This is a genomic window from Parabacteroides sp. AM08-6 (assembly GCF_003473295.1).
Taxonomy (GTDB): Bacteria; Bacteroidota; Bacteroidia; order Bacteroidales; family Tannerellaceae; genus Parabacteroides.
The window spans coordinates 74,667-93,390 of the sequence record NZ_QRMP01000009.1; the positions used below are offsets into that span (position 1 = coordinate 74,667).

Genomic DNA, 18,724 nt, shown 5'->3' on the forward strand with positions numbered 1-18,724 from the left:
TTAAAATTATTCAATATGCAACAAGAAGATGATTTGAGAGGATTGGCAAAGGTCATGGAGTTCATGCGTGCCATATCCATCGTGTTTGTCGTCATCCACGTTTATTGGTTCTGTTACCGGGCATTCGTGGATGCGGGTATCAACATCGGAGTGGTCGATAAGATACTCCTGAATTTCCAGAGGACGGCGGGGCTTTTCAGCAACCTGCTGGTGACAAAAGTATTCGCCGTCATATTCCTTGCCCTGTCATGTTTGGGCACGAAGGGCGTGAAGAACCAGAAGATGACCTGGCGGAAGATATATACCGCCTTCCTTTCGGGGCTTGTATTGTTCTTCATGAACTGGTGGATGCTTGATTTGCCGTTCAATCCTACGGTCAATGCCGCCATTTACACGGTAACGCTGACCGCCGGGTACATCCTTCTTTTGATGTCGGGCGTATGGATAAGCCGTATGCTGAAACACAACCTTATGGAGGACGTGTTCAACACCGCCAACGAGAGTTTCATGCAGGAAACCCGCTTTATGGAAAACGAGTATTCCGTCAACCTGCCGACCAAGTTCGTGTATCAGGGCAAGGAATGGGACGGATGGATCAACGTTGTAAACGTTTTTCGTGCGTCCATCGTGCTTGGAACACCGGGCAGCGGGAAATCCTACGCGGTGGTAAACAACTACATCAAACAGCAAATCGAGAAATCCTTTGCCATGTACATTTATGATTACAAGTTTCCGGATTTATCCGAAATAGCTTATAATCACCTGCTTAAACACAAGGAACATTACAAGGTTAAACCGGAGTTCTATGTCATAAACTTCGATGACCCCCGACGCTCGCACAGGTGCAATCCCATCAATCCCAAATTCATGGTGGATATTTCCGATGCCTACGAATCCGCCTACACGATAATGCTCAATTTGAACAAGACCTGGATACAGAAACAGGGTGATTTCTTCGTGGAGTCACCGATTATCCTGCTCGCGGCGATTATCTGGTACTTGCGGATTTACAAAGACGGCAAGTATTGCACCTTCCCCCACGCGATAGAATTTCTTAACAAGCCGTATGCCGATATCTTCACGATTCTTACCTCTTATCCCTCGCTGGAAAACTACCTTTCCCCGTTCATGGATGCCTGGCAATCTGGAGCGCAAGATCAGCTCCAGGGCCAGATAGCGTCCGCAAAAATTCCGCTTTCGAGGATGATTTCACCCCAGTTGTATTGGGTGATGACGGGCGATGATTTTACACTTGATCTGAACAATCCGGAACAGCCCAAAATCCTCTGTGTGGGAAACAATCCTGACAGGCAGAACATCTATTCGGCGGCCTTGGGACTGTACAATTCCCGTATCGTGAAGTTGGTGAACAAGAAGGGACAGCTGAAGAGTTCCATTATTATAGACGAGCTACCGACCATCTATTTCCGCGGCATCGACAACCTGATAGCCACCGCCCGAAGCAACAAGGTGGCGGTATGTCTCGGCTTCCAGGACTTCTCGCAGCTGACCCGTGACTACGGTGAAAAAGAGGCGAAAGTGATCCAAAATACAGTCGGCAATATTTTCTCCGGACAGGTGGTAGGCGAAACGGCAAAGAACCTTTCGGAGCGTTTCGGCAAAATCCTTCAGCAAAGGCAGTCCATATCCATCAACCGGCAGGACACATCCACCTCCATCAACACGCAATTGGATTCCCTGATACCCGCTTCCAAGATTGCCAACCTCTCGCAGGGTACATTCGTGGGCAGCGTGGCGGACAACTTCGGTGAGGAAATCGAGCAGAAGATTTTCCATGCCCGTATCATCGTCGATAACGAGAAGGTGGCGGCGGAGACCAGAGCCTACAAAAAAATCCCTGTCATCAACGAGTTCAAGGATGCAGACGGTAACGACATCATGCAGCAGCAGATAGACAGCAACTACTCCCGTATCAAGGCGGACGTACTGCAAATAATTGAAGATGAGATGGAAAGAATTGCCAATGACCCGGATTTGAAACACCTGATTCCACAGGAGGACGGAAAAAAAGAGGAATAGGACACCGCTGTTTTATTTCAGCCTGCAAAGTTCGTCCCGTGCCTTATGGATTGTGCAAGGCCGGGCCCTTCGGGTTTCGCGGAAAAATCATCCTCGCTGCGCTTGCGGTATTTTTCCCGAAAGCCTTGCGCAATCCGGCACGGAACGGCGGGGCAGGCAAGAAATAAAATCTCGGCTCTACAAAGCCGGGGATGTCTAACTCAAAAAACAAAAGGTATGAGCAGAAGCAACTTTACACCGATGGGACGGTTCAAAGAGATAATCGACCGATACGGACTGAAACTGATGGAGGTGGGAACCAACCACCTGAGAATATTCGCTGACAACAGGAAGCTGTTCGACTACTATCCGCTACGGATGAAACTGTTCGATTACCGACAGTGGAAACAGCTGACCTACCCGCCACTCATTGAGGGGGCGGACAAGTGGGAAACGGAGCTTGACGAAATTATAAAAAGACTTATGGTTTCACCCCAATAATCAGCAGGACTATGAATAACAATAACAGCAAGACGATCGTTTGGGACAACATTCCCGAATGGGCGATTTTTTCATTGGAGTACGGCATCGACGAGGAACTGTTCCTGCCCGATGAAGACAAGGAGATGATAACCAAGTTCATCGTTGAAAACTTTCCGAACGGTTACACCATGTCGGTGGATTGGGAGTCATACAACGAATTCGACACCAATCCGGCATTCGGAAAGGCGTGCAAGACTTATAAGGTAACTTTCTGTATCCTATAAAAACATTGACATGAAGAAGATAACATTAAGCGAATACAATTCCATATCTGAAGCCTATCGCGGGGTATGGACTACCGAGCGTTGGGATATACCCGACTGGGCGGAAATGCGTAAAAAACACATCGGCAAACGCACCATGATGGTATATGATAATGGTACTTGCCTGCTGGTCGAAGGGCTGAGTTTTGAAATCGTGGATGACAGTTCATGGAAAAAGCCGGATGAGGTCAGAAAGGAAATCGGAAGCCATTATCTTAAATTCTATACAGAAAAAGGATGTGAACCTCATTACGCGGATTGCGTGATACGGTGGAACGATACGTTGGAAACGGAAGAGGCAAGAATTGCTTTGGCTATGGATGCCGATACGGAAAAGGACGATGAAATATTCTTCTACTGCGACAGCCTGAATGATATGAAATCCATGGCGGACAAAGGCAGGGAAGATTTCACCATAGCAGAGTGTATCGGTTTCGGAACATACGAAGAACTATTATAAATCCAATTAAATCATGTTATGAAAATCAGATGTCAGGAACACTACGATAAGGTAGTGGAGTACGCCAAAAGTATCGGCGACACAACATTTCAGAATTGCATTGAACGCCTCAAACAATGGGAGAAGAACTCAAACGGCAGGTATGAAATTGAACTCTACCGGGATTTCGCCCCACATTCATTCGGTTTTGCGGAAGTGGCCGCTAACGGAAGCAGCGGTATTGTCGGAGGATTGCTTTACCATGGAAAACCGGACCAGTCTTATGCGGTTACACTGACTCCCATACACGGCTGGAGTATACATACTTGAACTTGTATATCTCTAAAAGGAATCCTGGATTATAAAAATGATGCGTAGGTCATCTTGTATAGAGACCTACGCACCATTTTTAGCACACCATTTTGCCCATATTGTAATTATTTACAATAGCCCCATTTCTGTATCTTTAAGGAAGTCAATCACATTCATGATTGATATGCCATCAGTATTCACATAAGAAGGGGTTAAGCCTCCAACTATGACTATTTTAGGGAATCCATCATTGATATGACGAAGTGAATTTGTTTCCTGATCAATTTTCTCAGGAGTAGGCATATCAAGTGCTGATTGTATATACATACGTTTGTTCCCACTGTTACAAATAAAATCCACTTCCAATAGTTTTCGTATTTTCTTTCCTTCGGCATTTGTTGTTCTCACCTCCACTTGCCCGACATCAACAGAATACCCTCTGATACGCAGTTCATTATATATAATATTTTCCATAAGGTGGCCACCGTCAATCTGACGATAATTCAGACGGGCATTGCGCAATCCTACATCTTCAAAATAGTATTTTGAAGGTGTATTGATGTAATGCTTACCTTTAATGTCATACCGAATGGCTTTTTCCACCATAAACGCATCTTGTAACATCCCGAGATAACTCTGTATGGTTGTATCTGAGATACTATGACCTTTCACAGATTTGAATGTATTTTCAAGGTTTGTCGGATTTGTCAGGCAACCGATATTAGAAGCTATAATGTCTATAAGTTCGTTCAAATCATCATCATTCCTAATATTATACCGTTCTTTTATATCGCGTATATAAGTACCCTGAAACAATGATTTAAGATAGTTTTCTTTCTTCTTTTTGTCAGAAAAAGACACAATCTGCGGCATTCCTCCATAAATCATATAGTCTTGCAGAGCGTTAAGTTCGCTTGCGTACTGTCCTGTCTTGAGAAATTCCGAAAAACTTAAAGGATGTACTCTGATTTCATATCCTCGACCACGAAATTCGGTTTTTACATCACTGGATAGCATTCGACTATTACTACCGGTCACATATACATCTGCATTTTTAATTTTCAGATAGCTATTGAGTACATCTTCAAATTCTGGAACAAGTTGAATCTCATCCAATAGTATGTAGTACATATCGTTATCTACAATATGCCCGTCAATATAATCCAATAATGTGTCCGGATTCCTGAGATCTTTACTACGTCGGTTTTCCAAATCTACTTGAATAACATGATCTTCATTCACGCCATTATCAAGTAATGATTGTTTGAATAACTCAAATAGAAGGTAAGATTTTCCACAACGTCGTACACCTGTAATAATCTTAATCATTCCGTTGTGCATCACACTTTGCAGCTCTTGTAAGTATTTGTCTCTTGGTATTTTCATGTTGCAAAAGTAGTAAAAATTATCTGTAGTGCGATTATTCTATTGGAAAAAAATGGGAAAAGTACCAAATTTCTCCAATAGCAATAGCCGGGCTTATTAATGTCGCTTCCCTTACCAAGTCCCATCAAGAAGGTAACTCGGAGGGCGAATACCTGCACGTTCAAGCCTTCGGTTTTCGGGACATAAAATTCCCTGCGGTAATTTTCCGCCCGAAAAAACGCTCCGGTATTGCCGTCCGAGTTGCGGAAAGGTTTGGGACTTGGCAAGCGAAGCGACCTACGACGCATAATACAAGGTCAATGAAAAAATCTGCCGGGGGATATTTTGCCGCGTTATGATATCCCAATGGGTCACGCCACCCGGAGTTTTCCAAACAAAATCTTCTTCCTGTCCCATCAGGGGATACCTCAAACGGGGACAAGGGCTGCGCTCGCTCCCAACTCTGCATATTACAGTTTTTCCTTTGCCGTTTGCGTGCCGTCCTTGCGGTTTGCCTCCGTTTTCCGTGTCGTCCCTGCCGTTTTTCCTCGATTGGTTGCGGCTGTCCGTACGCTTCCCCCTTTTTTCCGCTTTCGGGCTTTGGTGCGTTGTTCCGGCTTCTCCCTCCGTTTTTCCCATTTTCCGGCCCACACTCTTTCCTCTCGCGGTGAAACATGATGACACTTGATGAAATGGATAGCCTAACGCATTGAAACATAGTCATTTATCAAAATTATGCCTATATATTTGCGGTGACAACAACAATTATCAACGCTAAAAACTCAAAGTTATGGCAAAGAAAAACGTGAGGGACGAACCCCTCAAACCGCAAGTCACCGAGAACGAGCAGATGAGTGACATCGTCCTTATCCTCGACAAGATGGAGCTGCTCCTCCAGGCGGTCAGCAAGCTCGACAAGGACGGCAGGTACGAAACAGTGCCGGCAGACAAGGAGCACCGCAACTCCTTCCTCAAAATCGACCGCTACGCGAACATGTTCGAGAATTTCCTGAAGAACTTCTGGAGCCAGCTCAAGGACCCGACACGCTTCGGCATCCTTTCCATCAAGGAAGACACGCTGGACGACCCGAAAGTGCGGCAGACCGTCGAAGACCTCGCCGCCGGAAAAAAGACAGACGCGGTGGAGGAATTCCTCAAACAGTACGAGATTGTCCCCCGCGACAAGGAAAACCAAAGTATCAACCATCAAAATCAAGAAGAAATGGCAAAGAAAAACGAAACACAGCAGCAGGCCGCCCAAGGTGACGGCACGCAGCAGCAGCCCCAGTACCGCTACAACGAGTCCATGATCAACTGGGAGCAGCTGAAGAACTTCGGGCTCTCCCGTGAAGAACTCCATGAACGGGGGCTGCTCGACCAGATGCTCAGGGGCTACAAGACCAACCAGGTCGTGCCCATCAGCATGAACTTCGGCTCCGCCGTGCTACGCACCGACGCGAGGCTCTCGTTCCAGCAGTCCCGCTCCGGAGACATCGTGCTGGGCATCCACGGTATCCGGCAGAAACCCGACCTCGACCGTCCCTACTTCGGGCACATCTTCTCGGACGAGGACAAGAAAAATTTGCTTGAGACGGGCAACATGGGGCGTGTCGTGGAACTGAAGAACCGCAACGGCGAGTATGTCCCCTCTTTCGTCAGCATCGACAAGCTGACCAACGAGGTGGTGGCGATGAAAGCCGAGAATGTCTTCATACCGCGTGAAATCAGCGGAGTTGAACTGACCGAGCAGGAGCAGAACGACCTGCGGGAAGGCAAGAAGATATTCGTCGAAGGAATGACAGCCAGATCGGGCAACCCGTTCGACGCCCACCTCCAGGTCAACGCCGAGCGCAGGGGCGTGGAATTCATCTTCGAGAACGACAAGCTCTTCAACCGGCAGTCTTTGGGAGGCGTCGAACTGACCAAGAAGCAGATTGACGACCTGAACGAGGGCAAGGCCATCTTCGTGGAGGGCATGAAGCGCAAGGACGGGGAACTGTTCTCCTCCTACGTGAAACTCGACGAGGCGACAGGCCGCCCGTCCTACACCCGCTACAATCCCGACTCCCCGGAAGGTGCACGGGAAATCTACATCCCGAATGAAATCAATGGCGTGAAAATCACTCCCGAGGAACAGAAAGAGTTGCGCGAAGGGAAGCCCATCTTCCTCAACGACATGGTGAACCGCAAGGGAGAGGAATTCTCCTCGTTCATCAAGGCAGACCTCGAAACGGGCAGGCTGAGCTACTCGCGCACCCGGGACGGCTTTGACCAGCGCGAGGAGTTCAAGATACCGGCCAAGGTATGGGACGTAGAGCTTACCCGCAAGCAGCGTGCCGACCTCCAGAGCGGCAAGGCGGTGCTGGTCGAGGGCATCAAGGGGTATGACGGCAAGACCATCTCGCAGTACGTCAAGGCGAACTTCAACCAGGGCAGACTGGACTTCTACAACGAGAATCCCGACCGCAGACGCGACGCCTCGCAGCGCAACGTGGTGTCCGCCACACAAAGACAGGGAGAGGAAAACCGCCAATCCAGGGGGGCGAGCATAGCCTGACGGTCAAAGCAAAACGAATGTTGAACCCAAAAGAATCAGAACATGGAAATGAACAAGGAAAACAACACGCCTTTCAAGGCGGAAGACGTGAACTGGGACGAGCTGGCAGCCATCGGCATCCTGAAGGATGAACTGGAAATGGCCGGGGAACTCGATACGCTGCTCAGCGGTGAGAAGACAAACGTGGTATCGCTCAGCCTGGTGCTGCTCGGCGTGGACGTGGTGATGGACGCCACACTCCAGTTGGTACGCAAGGACGGCGACCCGCTGCTCGAAATCCTCGGTATCAAGCCCGTGGAACAGTAACCCCGCCTTCTTATAATATGTAAACCGAATGTATAACCGCCGTTTCCCGTCTTCGCGTACCGGCAAGCGGGAAACGGCTTAAATTTTATCCGAATCATGATAGCAATCATAGCAGAGAAACCGAGTGTCGGTCAGGACATAGCCCGCGTAGTCGGGGCTACAGAAAAAATGGACGGCTACATAACAGGAAACGGCTACATGGTGACATGGGCGCTGGGACATTTAGTGTCGCTGGCATTGCCGGGAACATACGGCTACACGAGGACCACCGCCGAAGACCTCCCGATGATTCCCGAACCGTTCCGCCTTGTGCCACGGCAGATACGCACGGACAGGGGGATGGTGACGGACATCGCCGCCGGCAAACAGCTCAAAATCATTGATGAAGTATTCTCCAAATGCGACAGCATCATCGTGGCAACGGACGCGGGCCGCGAGGGGGAACTTATCTTCCGGTGGATATATTCTTATCTGGGCTATACCAAGCCCTTCAGACGGCTGTGGATCTCCTCGCTTACCGACGAGGCCATCCGCGAGGGCATGGCGAACCTCAGGGAGGGAAGCGGATACGACAGCCTCTATGCCGCCGCCGACAGCCGTGCGAAGGCCGACTGGCTGGTGGGCATGAACGCGAGCCGCGCCCTGGCGACAGCCTCCGGATCGGCGAACAACTCCATAGGCCGTGTGCAGACTCCCACGCTCGCCATGATATGCGCACGCTTCAAGGAAAACCGGAACTTCGTCTCCACTCCATACTGGCAGCTGCATATCGCGCTGAAAAAAGACGACGTGCACCGGCAGTTCTTCCACCCGGAGGACTTCAGGGACAAGAATGGGGCGGAGGCCGCGTACAGGCGCATTACTTCCGACTCTGTGGTGACCATAAATAAGGTAGAACGAAAGACGGTATTTCAGCAGGCTCCGCTTCTGTATGACCTTACCGCACTACAGAAGGACTGCAACATCCACCACGACCTTTCGGCGGACAAGACCCTTTCCATCGCCCAGTCCCTGTACGAAAAGAAACTGGTCTCCTACCCGAGAACGGGCAGCCGTTATATCCCGGGGGATGTCATGGCACATGTCCCGGCCTTGCTGGAAAAGGTCATCACCATGCCCTGGTTCAGGGAATACGGACGGACTTTCGACCTTTCCGGCCTGAACACCCGGAGCGTGGACGCCACGAAAGTGACCGACCACCATGCACTGATCGTCACGGGCGTCGTTCCCGAAGGGCTGTCCGAGGCGGAAGCGGTTGTTTATGAGATGATAGCCGGAAGGATGCTGGAAGCCTTCTCTCCACGCTGCGAGAAAGAGTCACTGAAGATGGAGTGCGTGTGCGAGGGTATGGATTTCCGCTCACAATCCGCCGTCATCGTCAATCCCGGCTGGCGTGCCGTGTTCTCCCGGAAGGAAGACCGTGAAAAGGACGAGCCGGAAGGTAACGGGGGAACGGCGGTGTTTGCCGAAGGCGAGGAAATCCCGGTCATGGGATACGGGCTGGCACAGAAAAAGACCCTGCCCAGACCCCTTTACACGGAAGCGACCTTGCTCACCGCCATGGAGAACTGCGGTAAGGAAATCGCTGACGGACAGGCACGGGAAGCGGTGAAGGAGCTGGGCATCGGCACGCCCGCTACCCGTGCCGCCATCATCACGACCCTTTTCAAGCGTGACTATATCGAGCGTTCCGGCAAGAGCATCCGCCCGACGGAAAAGGGGCTTTACCTCTACGAGTCGGTCAAGGGCATGATGGTGGCCGATGCCGAACTGACCGGTACATGGGAGAAGGCACTGGCACAGATAGAGGGGCACACCCTCGATCCGGAAAGCTTCATGCTCTCCATCCGGGAATACACCGGGAAAGTGACCGGTGAGATACTGCGTCTCAAATTCCCCGAACCGTCGTCACGCGCCTTTACCTGCCCCAAGTGCAAGACCGGCAATGTGATAGTGAAGGCAAAAGTCGCCAAGTGCGACCATGAGGGGTGCGGACTGCTGGTGTTCCGCCGTTTCCTGAACAAGGAGCTGACCGACCAGCATCTGGAACAGCTTTTCTCTTCCGGCTCCACCAGGCTGATCAAGGGGGTCAAGGGCAAGAAAGGGGCCTCTTTCGACGCCGCGGTAGCCTTTGACGCGGACTTCAACCTGAAACTCTCGTTCCCCAAGCCCAAGGGAGGGAAGGGGAAATAATGCACTGCCATTCCAATTCAAGGGCAAAGGTAGCGGAACCGCCCGTTTCCACCCGCAAGGTCGGGCCTTGCAGGTTTCGGGGAAAATCATCCTCACTCGCGTTCCGGTATTTTCCCCGAAAACCTTGCCGGTGGAGGCGGTCCGCTTTCCGGCCCCTGAAATTGGAAATGACATGTTTCACCCATTAACCATATACGGTCATGAAAACAAGGGAATGTATCGAAAAACTCAGGACAGCCAAATGGATAAGGATTATGGCATTGGCCATTGTCGCCTTCATCGTGTTCAGCTATCTCCACTCAAGAGGAATATCGCCCGTATGGGCGGCAGTCGCCATCGTGTGTTTCAAGGGATTCTTCAGGTTTTTATATAAAATAGCCTGCCTGCTGGTAGCGGCGGCTATACTTTTCTGCATTCTCAGCTATCTGGTTTTCTAAAGATACAGACATATGAAGCGGATATACCATACAGGTCCAAATATCACCTCGCGGAACAGGGCTGTCCTTTCGGGCGGCTCTTTTTGTTTCCCATGCCTTATGGAAATGAGAATGACGAGGACACGCATGGAAAAGACAGGGAAGCGCATACAGCCATTGACAGACCGTGAACTACAGGGCAAAGTTGGCAAACGCTTCTTTTCGGACGGCAAGGCCGGGCCCTTCGGGTTTCGCGGAAAAATCATCCTCGCTGCGCTCCGGTATTTTTCCCGAAAGCCTTGCCTTTCCGGAAGCGTTTACCGTAAAGCCCTTGTAGTTCAACGGGCTGCCAAAGCCCGGATATTCACAATTAAAATTATAAAGTCATGAACCAAGCAATCATCTCAAGACCGCCGATGGCACCGGTGCAGATGCCGATGCCCGCAACAAGAAGAAAAAGGACAGTGGAGCCGAATCCCGTAGTCAAGTTCCCGCCAAGAGGCACAGGACCGGTACACATCTCCACGCTGCTGAACCCCATCCTGGAAATATGCCACCATCCCGACAGGGACAGGCTGCTGGCGGAGTTCTTCAACCGATAAAAAATACGATTATTCACACTTTAAATTATTACAGTTATGTTTTTTACAGCAATCAACCAGATGATGACCGAGGGCGTGGACCTCACGATAGTCATCCGCAAAGCGAACGGACAAATGGCGGTATCCACACTGCCGAAGTCGAACGGGCTGAAGGACGAGGCCCAGAACCACATCGTGCCCCTGACGGTCAGCGGACTGCCGGAGGAACTGGACGCGGGATTCCTGCAAACCGTCGCCCGGCCGATACAGAAGGTGGCGGGACTGATCACCAACATGGCGCAGTTCGAGGCGCAGGCTGACAAGGCCGCTGCCGACAGCAAGGCGGCGAAGGAAGAAAAAGCCAAAGAGACGAAGGAGGAGAAGGAGAAACGCGAGAAGTACGAGAAGCATCTCAAGAAGGCGGAGGAACTGATTGCCGCCGGGAAGCACAGCGAGGCTGTCACCGCACTCGGCCAGGCACGCCTCCATGCCAAGCCGCAAGACCTGAAGAAGATTGACAGCATGGTGGAGGAACAGAAGAAGGCGATGAACAAGGGCAGCCTGTTCGAGCTGATGGATGAACCGGCACCGCAACCGCAGCCACAGCCACAGCAGCAACCGCAACCTATGGCGGCAACGGCACAACAGCCACAGCCACGACCAATGGCAGTTCCCGTGCAGCAACCGCCCTATCCGCCGCAGCCCCAGGCTCCGAGACCGATAGCAGGACAACCGCAGCGGCCTATGACGGCACAACCGCTGCAACAGCCTTCGATGTGGCCACCGCAACAACCGCCGCAAAGACCGCTTCCGCCACAGCCGCAATATGCCGGACAACAGCCTACGGCTCCGCAGCCTCCATACGGGGCACAGTCTGACACGCACTGGCAGGAACAGGCATTCTCTCCCGAAGACTACCCTGCGCAATATCCCGCGGACGGAGAAATCAATTACAATCCCAAGGATTACGAGGAATATCCCGATTTTCCCCAATCCATGTTAGAACCCAAGTATTCACCTTATCAGACAGTTTAAGATTATGGCACTCGAAATCACAGGAATGACACGCTCGTTCACGTTCAAGAAAGGCAGCGGAATGATTACGCTCGACGATCCCAACCCGTCGGACAGCCCCGAAATGGTCATGAGTTACTACTCCAACTTCTACCCGGAGCTGACCACGGCGACGGTACACGGACCGGTCATCAAGAATGACAAGGCGGTGTACGAGTTCAAGACCACCATCGGGACAAAAGGATAGGAAACCATGAAGAAGGACAATAAAAAGAAGAAATCATGTGTACCATTGGACGAACATCAGTCGGCACTGCTCGCAAGGCTCATCATCGGCCAGACAGAACGGAATGTACGACACGGTGTGAACAGGACAGAACGGATTACGGCTCCAAGCGGGGCCGTAATTCTTTTCTGAATACGGCACTTGCCCCGATAGCACAGAAAAGTATTGTCGTGGATTCATACGGCAGTAATGGCATCAACGTGATTACGCAGGAAAACTACGAGTTCCTGCGTGACTCGTTTTTCAACTATGCCCTTTTGTTGAAACAGGAAGCGGTGCATACTCCGGGCAAAAGTATCGGGGCAAGCATAGCCAATCTGTACGACGAGATGGACAAACTTGTCGGGGAAGGGATGAATGTGAATATCGAACAGGATAACGGCAGGCTCTATTTCAATCTGTGGAAGTGTCACAAATGGGGCGAACTGACCTTGTACTATTTCCCGATGAAATTCGTTGAATCCCTCAATTCCACACTCAGGCGGATTTCCATTACATTCATCCACAAGCTGATGAGGGCGAACGGAATCTCCACCATCCTGGACGAAGAGGACACGGATTATATATTCATGTGGCTGAAAGAGGATGATTCGCAGGAGGAGGAAGAGGAAACTGTCAAAAGACTGGAACTGGTACGGTCATACGAGAAAGGGAAAATCGGCAGGCTGCTAAAGCATGTTGAAAAAAAGTCCTATTACAAGGATTTGCCGAAGGCACTTGAAAAATACACCCCGCAAAACGACTTCGAGCGTTCCATTGTCGGAGCGATGAAAAAGGGATTGCCCTTCCTTAACCCGGAACACGGTATCATGCAATACGGCTATGATGCCTTTTACGAGGAGGAACCGGATTTTCAGCCGATGCGTCTGGATCAGCAGATAAGGGTGGTCTATGACTGCGACGACATGGTGTCCGAATATCTGGTGGACTATTACAATAATAACAGCCAGGAGACATACGATATCATCCCGATTACCACCTGTGCCCTGTCACCGGAAACCGACCGCCTGTTTATCATGGATGACTATCCGGAACGGTTCTTCAAGTGGGCGGATGAATTTATTAACATTGTATATTGAAAGATTATGGTAGAAACGAATGAACTTACAAGAAAACTGAGGACGCTGCTTCATCCGAGGGCGGCGTTGATTGTCTATGCGGAAGAGAATGACAACCACAGCACGGATGACGACGGTTATTTTATCGAAGTCAGGGACATAGACGAAAATGGGACAATGGGCGAAGGCCGTCCGGTGACGGTGGAGTTCATGAACGAACTGGTACGGGGCTATTCCGAAAGCCACAGTGTGACACCATACGGCAGGATACCGTCCAACCTGCTGTGGTTTGACCCGCGCAAGGGCAGTGAGAAATACATCTGGTACAACCCGCCCCAAAAGCGCATGATGTTCTTCCATGACATCCTGAAGATTGAAAGCGCGGAATACAACCTGCCGGGCGTGATCTATGAGGCCGGAGAAAACCGTCTGAATGTCTATGCCTATACAGATGTTGAACTGACAGACAATTCGGACCTTTTTGCGGCTCCGTTCTTCAATGTGACGGGAGCGAGCGTCTGTCTGGGCTCCGCAAAAATTGAGAAGCCGAAAGACCTGACCTACACGAACCTGCTGGAGTATTGGGAAAAGAGGTTCTGGCTGACGGAGTTCTCCCATCTGGGTGGAGGTGGGAACCCCACGAAATCCAATCTGGTACTGGTAACGAAAGCGGCAAAGGACAAGCCTTTTGACCTTGACGAACTGCAACCTTTAAAAAAACTGAAACTAAAAGACATATTGCGATGAAAAGAGTACATTATACAGACAGTTACCTGATGAACCCGCAACATCCGGTGACGGTAAACATCATAGGCGCGGGCGGTACAGGCTCGCAAGTGCTGACCGGTATGGCAAGACTGGATGTCACGCTCCGTGCACTCGGACATCCGGGATTGTTCGTAACGGTCTACGATCCAGACATCGTGACGGACGCAAACATTGGGCGGCAGCTCTTCGGACCGTCGGACCTGGGACTGAACAAGTCACAATGTCTGGTCACAAGGATAAACAATTTTTTCGGAAACGACTGGAAAGCGGAGGCGAGTTTCTATCCGTCGGTATTGAAGGAGGTAAAGCGGACCGAAATTGCGAACATCACCATTACCTGTACGGATAATATAAAATCCAGACTCGATTTGTGGAACGTGCTTGCGAAAGTTCCTTCATCCTCCTATACGGACAATAACACGCCGCTCTACTGGATGGATTTCGGGAATACAAAGACCGCCGGGCAGGTTGTACTGGGAACCGTGCCGAAGAAAATCAAACAGCCGGTTTCCACGATGTATGAAACGGTCGGCTCACTGAAAGTCATTACCCGTTTTGTGAAATATGCGAGAGTGAAAGAAGTGGATTCCGGACCGAGTTGCTCACTGGCAGAGGCATTGGAAAAACAGGATCTGTTTATCAACTCCACGCTGGCGCAACTCGGCTGCAATATCCTCTGGAAAATGTTCCGCCACGGGATGATTGAGCATCACGGGCTGTTCCTGAACTTAGAAACGATGAAAGTCAATCCGATAGGGGTATAAGACAGGCAAAAGCAAATATGAAAAAGTGGAACCGCCTTGCCGGAAAGGTTTCTGCAAAATAATATCATTCAATTCATTGCGGAATGAGAAATTATTTGTACTTTTGCTATTGTATTTCGAGAATGTTTTGTTAGCGATGTATGAACGGCAATAAAAGCACATATAAATACCACCCGTATATAACAAATATTTTTTGTTCAGGCGGTGCTTCGTCCTATAAGACGGAGGCTTTTTTCGTGTCATTACTGTTTCGTAAAGTTGTTTCCATATCCGGAAAATATTTGTCCGATGCGCTTAAAATGTGTGCCGATTATTTGGATATTCAGATAATTCGGTTACTCTCTCTCTCTCTCATGGCTACGCGCGTCAATATACAAAATATTCCTTAAATACCAATCACTTACGGAGAGTCCGTTTTCCGGAATATCTCTCCTTTCCACGTTATTATCCGAACCTTTACATGCCGCCCTCACCAATCGGGGGCGCGTATCGTCATATCCGTCGGCGGTGTATGCCGGAGCATGGAACAACAATGCCCGCATACGCCGCCGATATGCTTTTTTATTAACCCGTAACAACAAATCTTATCAAATATGACAGTGATAAAACGAATATTATTGACGGTCTTTCTTGCCGTTACAGGATTGTCGCTTTCGGCACAGGAGAAGCCGGACTCCACTGCCTACCGTTTCCGGTTCGTGGCAGAGAACGATATGTTCTTCTCCCCGTGGAGCGGCAACGGACAGGAACTTGAGCGGTTGCTTGCAGCCATCGACGAACACCGCCCCGCCATCGAAGCCGGACAAATGTATCTTTTAGTGACAAGCTACGCTACGGACGGCAACGAAGAACAGACTGCGGCGCAAGTGGCAAAGACACGCCGCAATCGTGTGAAGTCGGAACTGATTGTGCGCGGCAAGATAAAAGAGTCGAACTTCGTCACCGACCAGTTGTTTGACGAAGCCTATACGGACGGGAACGGAAAATCCCTGCACAACATGGTCATCGTCACCCTCCCTGCCTCTGTTGAGAAAGTGGCGGAGATAGCCGGTGCGGAAGCCGCCGCCAGAGTGGAAGCCTATAACAAAGAGGTGTCTGGCGAGGCGGAGCGCGAACGTATGGCAGCGAAAGAGCAGGCAAAAGCGGAACAGACTGCCAAGGAAAAGGCAGAACAGGAGCGTATCGCTGCAGAGCAGGCAGCCCGAGAGAAAGCCGAGGCGGAACGGATGGAGCGTGAACGCATGGCAGCGGAACAAGTCGAAAAAGAGCGTCTGGAAGCGGAGGAACAAGCCCGCCTGCAAGCTGAAGAAACGGCAATAGCCACCCCGTATCATTTTGCCTTGCGTGCCAACCTCCTGCGTTGGGCAACCCTCACTCCCGATTTGGGTATCGAGTGGCGCATCAACCGCCATGTGGGTATTGCCGTGAACGGTACGTGGGCTTCATGGAGCTGGGACGACAAGAATCGCCGCTATGCCCTTTGGGAAGTGGCTCCCGAAGTGCGCTATTATATAGATAAGGAGAAACGGGGCTATATCGGCGCGATGTACAAGGCAGGGCAGTTCAATTACAAGCTGTCGGGAACAGGCCGTCAGGGCGACCTCATGGGCGGTGGTATCGTCGGAGGTTATCAGCTGAAACTCAACAATGCCCTTTCTCTTGATTTCAACCTCGGCATCGGCTATATCCATGCCGACTATGACAAGTATGTGGTCATCAACGGCGTGAGGGTAAGGCGCGGCAGCGAAACAAAGAACTGGTGGGGCCCCGTCTCGGCGGGTGTCACCCTGGTGTGGAACATCTTTTAGCGGAAAGGAGGAACAATGAATACAACGATAATCATACGACAGATAAAGGAATATACGGGAGCATACGGAAAGGCTTATACCTTATTATATCTAATAGGTGCGGTGACCATACTGACCTCGTGCGTGAAGGACGACCTCTATGACACGCCGCACCCCGACCGTGGGGCGGTGGTCGTAACCACGGACTGGAGCGGAAAGAGCACCGAGGCGGACATACCGCAGGCATACACACTGCGCATCGGCGGGAGGGAACAGAACGTGAGCGCGGCGACCAACGTGTTCGACGCGCTGCTCGCGCCCGGTGGCTACGGTCTGACGGTGTACAACTCCCCGGAGGGGATTAGTATCGACGGAAACAAGGCAACGGTGAATCCGGTGGATCTGACGGGTGCAATAGAGCCGCACCCCGGCTACCTCTTCGCCTCGCACCAGGACATCAGCGTCGTGGCGGACGACACCCTGCACGTCACCGCCCCGATGAGACAATACGTGCGCAGGCTCGACATCGAACTGACCGCCACGGAAGGCGACTACAGCCGTGTACAGTCGGCTACGGCAACGCTCTCCGGCGTGGCTTCGGCAGCGGATATGGCAACAGGCGACCGGAGTGTAGCGGCACAAGTAACAAACGCTTTCAGGCAGGACGACAACAAGTTCACAATCTTTTTCCGACTGCTCGGCATCGTCCCGACGGAAACGCATACGCTGACGGTGGACATCACTTTCAACAACGGTGACACGCAGCGGGTAGTGAGCGACCTTACCGAGGCCATAAGGGACTTCAATAACGGCACCAAACCGGTTAAACTCACGGGTAATCTGCTTTTGCCCGTAGAGGCCGGGGTAACGGGCGCAACCATCACGGGCTGGAACGAGGTAGAAAGCGGCAATGGGGATGCTAACTGACGATAAATATTTTAATCAAAAAACAAGATTATGACAATGAACATGAGGTTTTTCATTATTGCAGCAGCGGCAACGCTATTGGCTGCGTGTACACAAGAGAAGGAGGTACAGAACAATCCGGTGGAAGCACGAATCACGGCAGGCGTGAGCGGGCCGAAGACCCGTGCTGTGGACAACGGGTGGAACGCCGACCGAATCGGCGTGATGGTGGTGGATGCCCCTGGCACGACCACGACCATGGGCGGCAAGTACAAGAACGTGGGATACGCGACCACGAGCACCGGCACCAACGCGGACTTCACCCCGATGACGGCGGGTGGCGGCATCTTCTTCGAGGATGCTTTCCTCGAGTTTACTTTTGCCGCCTACGCGCCTTACGCATCGGGCGCAAACGCCTCCACCCTGCCTGGTACAGACGGGAAGATTACGGTAAATACAAGCAACCAGCCCACGACCACGGAACAGGAGAAGGTGGACTACATCCATGCCACGGGAGCCAAGGCCGATAAAGACAGCCCGACCGTCAGCTTCACGGACAACACCGCCGCGGGCGGCAGCGACTGCTCCTTCAAGCACAAGATGGCCCGTCTTATCCTCAAGGTGCAGGTGTCGAACACCGACGGTTTCGACGACACTGCCGTGCTGGAATTCGCCGACTACAAGCTGGGCGGCCTGGTTCACGAGGGAACGTTCGATGTGAAGACCGGTACCGCCGCGACCGCGGGCAGCGTTGTGAGCGACTGGATGTTACGCCAGTGCACCGGTGCCCCGAAGACGGCCACGGACAAGTGCGTGGCAACCTTTGACGCCGCCACGGGCGTGATGACTTTCACCATGATCCTGCTCCCGCAGACACTCGCCAACGCTTTGGTGCTTGAGATATCTCCCGATGACGGGGAATACCAGAGCTACTCCAACAAGGACATGATCAAACCCGCGTTGGAGGCCGGTTATTCTTATACCTACACCATCACGGTGAAGAAGACGGGGCTGACCCTTAGCGGAAGCACCATCGAAAACTGGAACGACGGTGGTAGCCATTCGGGTGATGCAAAAATGTAGTGTGTCTGAAAGCCACTGCCGTGCATCAGGCGTAAGCACGGAGGCACGCCATATATAATAAATG

23 protein-coding genes are annotated in these 18,724 nt (G+C 51.2%); 19 read left to right on the forward strand and 4 right to left on the reverse strand.

From position 1 onward, the window contains the following. Positions 1-15 precede the first annotated feature (15 nt). From mobC to DW103_RS08455, 5 genes are all read left to right on the forward strand, one after another. Positions 16-2,040, forward strand: a complete 2,025-nt coding sequence (gene mobC / locus DW103_RS08435; protein ID WP_122275184.1) for a conjugal transfer protein MobC — start codon at positions 16-18, stop codon at positions 2,038-2,040. Positions 2,041-2,256: 216 nt separating this feature from the next. After that, a complete protein-coding gene (locus tag DW103_RS08440) occupies positions 2,257-2,520 on the forward strand; it encodes a hypothetical protein (RefSeq protein WP_117984098.1) in 264 nt (87 codons plus the stop codon). Between the two features lie 11 nt (positions 2,521-2,531). Continuing rightward, positions 2,532-2,786, forward strand: coding sequence for a hypothetical protein (locus DW103_RS08445; protein ID WP_004318961.1), 255 nt, complete (start codon positions 2,532-2,534; stop codon positions 2,784-2,786). A gap of 10 nt (positions 2,787-2,796) precedes the next feature. Then, positions 2,797-3,285, forward strand: coding sequence for a hypothetical protein (locus tag DW103_RS08450; protein WP_117984085.1), 489 nt, complete (start codon positions 2,797-2,799; stop codon positions 3,283-3,285). A gap of 18 nt (positions 3,286-3,303) precedes the next feature. Next, complete coding sequence (locus tag DW103_RS08455; RefSeq protein ID WP_005832188.1) at positions 3,304-3,594, forward strand: DUF4120 family protein; 291 nt, start codon at positions 3,304-3,306, stop codon at positions 3,592-3,594. Between the two features lie 111 nt (positions 3,595-3,705). Here the strand turns inward: DW103_RS08455 and DW103_RS08460 are convergent, their stop codons facing one another. Next, positions 3,706-4,962: an ATP-binding protein gene (locus DW103_RS08460; protein ID WP_004318967.1), complete on the reverse strand. Its 1,257-nt coding sequence runs from the start codon at positions 4,960-4,962 to the stop codon at positions 3,706-3,708. A gap of 276 nt (positions 4,963-5,238) precedes the next feature. Then, positions 5,239-5,580 (reverse strand): hypothetical protein, encoded by a 342-nt coding sequence (locus DW103_RS18105; protein ID WP_034522595.1) that lies wholly within the window; start codon positions 5,578-5,580, stop codon positions 5,239-5,241. A gap of 151 nt (positions 5,581-5,731) precedes the next feature. On the opposite strand from DW103_RS18105, the gene DW103_RS08470 reads away from it, so the two are divergent. From DW103_RS08470 to DW103_RS08480, 3 genes are all read left to right on the forward strand, one after another. Then, the gene (locus DW103_RS08470; protein WP_117984086.1) at positions 5,732-7,498 is read left to right on the forward strand and encodes a DUF3945 domain-containing protein; all 1,767 of its coding nucleotides are present in this window, start codon (positions 5,732-5,734) and stop codon (positions 7,496-7,498) included. A 42-nt stretch (positions 7,499-7,540) separates the two neighbouring features. Next, positions 7,541-7,804, forward strand: a complete 264-nt coding sequence (locus tag DW103_RS08475; RefSeq protein ID WP_004318970.1) for a DUF4099 domain-containing protein — start codon at positions 7,541-7,543, stop codon at positions 7,802-7,804. A gap of 96 nt (positions 7,805-7,900) precedes the next feature. Beyond that, complete coding sequence (locus tag DW103_RS08480) at positions 7,901-9,997, forward strand: type IA DNA topoisomerase (RefSeq protein ID WP_117984087.1); 2,097 nt, start codon at positions 7,901-7,903, stop codon at positions 9,995-9,997. Here the strand turns inward: DW103_RS08480 and DW103_RS18050 are convergent. Next, entirely contained in the window at positions 9,948-10,178 is a 231-nt protein-coding gene (locus DW103_RS18050) for a hypothetical protein (RefSeq protein WP_147351511.1), read from the reverse strand. The genes DW103_RS08480 and DW103_RS18050 overlap by 50 nt on opposite strands. A 19-nt stretch (positions 10,179-10,197) precedes the next feature. Here DW103_RS18050 and DW103_RS18435 point away from each other — a divergent pair, with 19 nt between their 5' ends. From DW103_RS18435 to DW103_RS08520, 8 genes are read left to right on the forward strand one after another with little or no spacing between them, the layout of a single operon-like run. Continuing rightward, the gene (locus tag DW103_RS18435; protein WP_004318972.1) at positions 10,198-10,434 is read left to right on the forward strand and encodes a hypothetical protein; all 237 of its coding nucleotides are present in this window, start codon (positions 10,198-10,200) and stop codon (positions 10,432-10,434) included. Between the two features lie 12 nt (positions 10,435-10,446). After that, positions 10,447-10,803, forward strand: coding sequence for a hypothetical protein (locus DW103_RS08490; RefSeq protein ID WP_004318973.1), 357 nt, complete (start codon positions 10,447-10,449; stop codon positions 10,801-10,803). Further along, positions 10,800-11,015 (forward strand): hypothetical protein, encoded by a 216-nt coding sequence (locus DW103_RS18440; protein ID WP_004318974.1) that lies wholly within the window; start codon positions 10,800-10,802, stop codon positions 11,013-11,015. The genes DW103_RS08490 and DW103_RS18440 overlap by 4 nt, the downstream gene beginning before the upstream one ends. A 36-nt stretch (positions 11,016-11,051) precedes the next feature. Continuing rightward, complete coding sequence (locus tag DW103_RS08500) at positions 11,052-12,029, forward strand: PRTRC system protein E (protein WP_117984088.1); 978 nt, start codon at positions 11,052-11,054, stop codon at positions 12,027-12,029. Between the two features lie 4 nt (positions 12,030-12,033). Beyond that, positions 12,034-12,255, forward strand: a complete 222-nt coding sequence (locus tag DW103_RS08505) for a PRTRC system protein C (protein WP_004318980.1) — start codon at positions 12,034-12,036, stop codon at positions 12,253-12,255. A 35-nt stretch (positions 12,256-12,290) separates the two neighbouring features. Further along, positions 12,291-13,373 (forward strand): hypothetical protein, encoded by a 1,083-nt coding sequence (locus DW103_RS08510; protein WP_117984089.1) that lies wholly within the window; start codon positions 12,291-12,293, stop codon positions 13,371-13,373. Positions 13,374-13,379: 6 nt separating this feature from the next. After that, positions 13,380-14,099, forward strand: coding sequence for a prokaryotic E2 ligase family D protein (locus DW103_RS08515; RefSeq protein ID WP_004318984.1), 720 nt, complete (start codon positions 13,380-13,382; stop codon positions 14,097-14,099). Beyond that, positions 14,096-14,884 carry a PRTRC system ThiF family protein gene (locus DW103_RS08520; protein WP_004318986.1) on the forward strand — a complete coding sequence of 263 codons (789 nt, stop codon included), beginning with the start codon at positions 14,096-14,098 and terminating at the stop codon, positions 14,882-14,884. Before DW103_RS08515 ends, DW103_RS08520 begins: the two co-directional genes overlap by 4 nt. A 335-nt stretch (positions 14,885-15,219) precedes the next feature. Here DW103_RS08520 and DW103_RS08530 read toward each other — a convergent pair whose 3' ends face one another. Next, on the reverse strand, positions 15,220-15,426 hold the full coding sequence (locus DW103_RS08530; RefSeq protein ID WP_122275186.1) for a hypothetical protein: 207 nt from the start codon (positions 15,424-15,426) through the stop codon (positions 15,220-15,222). A 51-nt stretch (positions 15,427-15,477) separates the two neighbouring features. On the opposite strand from DW103_RS08530, the gene DW103_RS08535 reads away from it, so the two are divergent. The 3 genes from DW103_RS08535 to DW103_RS08545 are packed head-to-tail and all read left to right on the forward strand — an operon-like array spanning position 15,478 to position 18,660. After that, positions 15,478-16,692: a DUF3575 domain-containing protein gene (locus DW103_RS08535; RefSeq protein WP_117984091.1), complete on the forward strand. Its 1,215-nt coding sequence runs from the start codon at positions 15,478-15,480 to the stop codon at positions 16,690-16,692. Positions 16,693-16,707: 15 nt separating this feature from the next. Continuing rightward, positions 16,708-17,598 carry a FimB/Mfa2 family fimbrial subunit gene (locus DW103_RS08540; protein WP_118113110.1) on the forward strand — a complete coding sequence of 297 codons (891 nt, stop codon included), beginning with the start codon at positions 16,708-16,710 and terminating at the stop codon, positions 17,596-17,598. Between the two features lie 30 nt (positions 17,599-17,628). Continuing rightward, positions 17,629-18,660, forward strand: coding sequence for a fimbrillin family protein (locus tag DW103_RS08545; RefSeq protein ID WP_118940943.1), 1,032 nt, complete (start codon positions 17,629-17,631; stop codon positions 18,658-18,660). The last annotated feature ends 64 nt before the right edge of the window (positions 18,661-18,724 follow it).

Bases quoted from the DNA above. Each gene is read 5' to 3' on its own strand.
- DW103_RS08530 (WP_122275186.1), bottom strand. From the start codon at position 15,426: ATGCGGGCATTGTTGTTCCATGCTCCGGCATACACCGCCGACGGATAT.
- DW103_RS08475 (WP_004318970.1), top strand. From the start codon at position 7,541: ATGGAAATGAACAAGGAAAACAACACGCCTTTCAAGGCGGAAGACGTG.
- DW103_RS08540 (WP_118113110.1), top strand. From the start codon at position 16,708: ATGAATACAACGATAATCATACGACAGATAAAGGAATATACGGGAGCA.
- DW103_RS08505 (WP_004318980.1), top strand. From the start codon at position 12,034: ATGGCACTCGAAATCACAGGAATGACACGCTCGTTCACGTTCAAGAAA.
- mobC (WP_122275184.1), top strand. From the start codon at position 16: ATGCAACAAGAAGATGATTTGAGAGGATTGGCAAAGGTCATGGAGTTC.
- DW103_RS08500 (WP_117984088.1), top strand. From the start codon at position 11,052: ATGTTTTTTACAGCAATCAACCAGATGATGACCGAGGGCGTGGACCTC.
- DW103_RS08510 (WP_117984089.1), top strand. From the start codon at position 12,291: ATGTGTACCATTGGACGAACATCAGTCGGCACTGCTCGCAAGGCTCAT.
- DW103_RS08460 (WP_004318967.1), bottom strand. From the start codon at position 4,962: ATGAAAATACCAAGAGACAAATACTTACAAGAGCTGCAAAGTGTGATG.
- DW103_RS08545 (WP_118940943.1), top strand. From the start codon at position 17,629: ATGACAATGAACATGAGGTTTTTCATTATTGCAGCAGCGGCAACGCTA.
- DW103_RS08520 (WP_004318986.1), top strand. From the start codon at position 14,096: ATGAAAAGAGTACATTATACAGACAGTTACCTGATGAACCCGCAACAT.
- DW103_RS08450 (WP_117984085.1), top strand. From the start codon at position 2,797: ATGAAGAAGATAACATTAAGCGAATACAATTCCATATCTGAAGCCTAT.
- DW103_RS08470 (WP_117984086.1), top strand. From the start codon at position 5,732: ATGGCAAAGAAAAACGTGAGGGACGAACCCCTCAAACCGCAAGTCACC.
- DW103_RS18440 (WP_004318974.1), top strand. From the start codon at position 10,800: ATGAACCAAGCAATCATCTCAAGACCGCCGATGGCACCGGTGCAGATG.
- DW103_RS08455 (WP_005832188.1), top strand. From the start codon at position 3,304: ATGAAAATCAGATGTCAGGAACACTACGATAAGGTAGTGGAGTACGCC.
- DW103_RS08535 (WP_117984091.1), top strand. From the start codon at position 15,478: ATGACAGTGATAAAACGAATATTATTGACGGTCTTTCTTGCCGTTACA.
- DW103_RS18435 (WP_004318972.1), top strand. From the start codon at position 10,198: ATGAAAACAAGGGAATGTATCGAAAAACTCAGGACAGCCAAATGGATA.
- DW103_RS18105 (WP_034522595.1), bottom strand. From the start codon at position 5,580: ATGGGAAAAACGGAGGGAGAAGCCGGAACAACGCACCAAAGCCCGAAA.
- DW103_RS08445 (WP_004318961.1), top strand. From the start codon at position 2,532: ATGAATAACAATAACAGCAAGACGATCGTTTGGGACAACATTCCCGAA.
- DW103_RS08480 (WP_117984087.1), top strand. From the start codon at position 7,901: ATGATAGCAATCATAGCAGAGAAACCGAGTGTCGGTCAGGACATAGCC.
- DW103_RS08515 (WP_004318984.1), top strand. From the start codon at position 13,380: ATGGTAGAAACGAATGAACTTACAAGAAAACTGAGGACGCTGCTTCAT.
- DW103_RS08490 (WP_004318973.1), top strand. From the start codon at position 10,447: ATGAAGCGGATATACCATACAGGTCCAAATATCACCTCGCGGAACAGG.
- DW103_RS08440 (WP_117984098.1), top strand. From the start codon at position 2,257: ATGAGCAGAAGCAACTTTACACCGATGGGACGGTTCAAAGAGATAATC.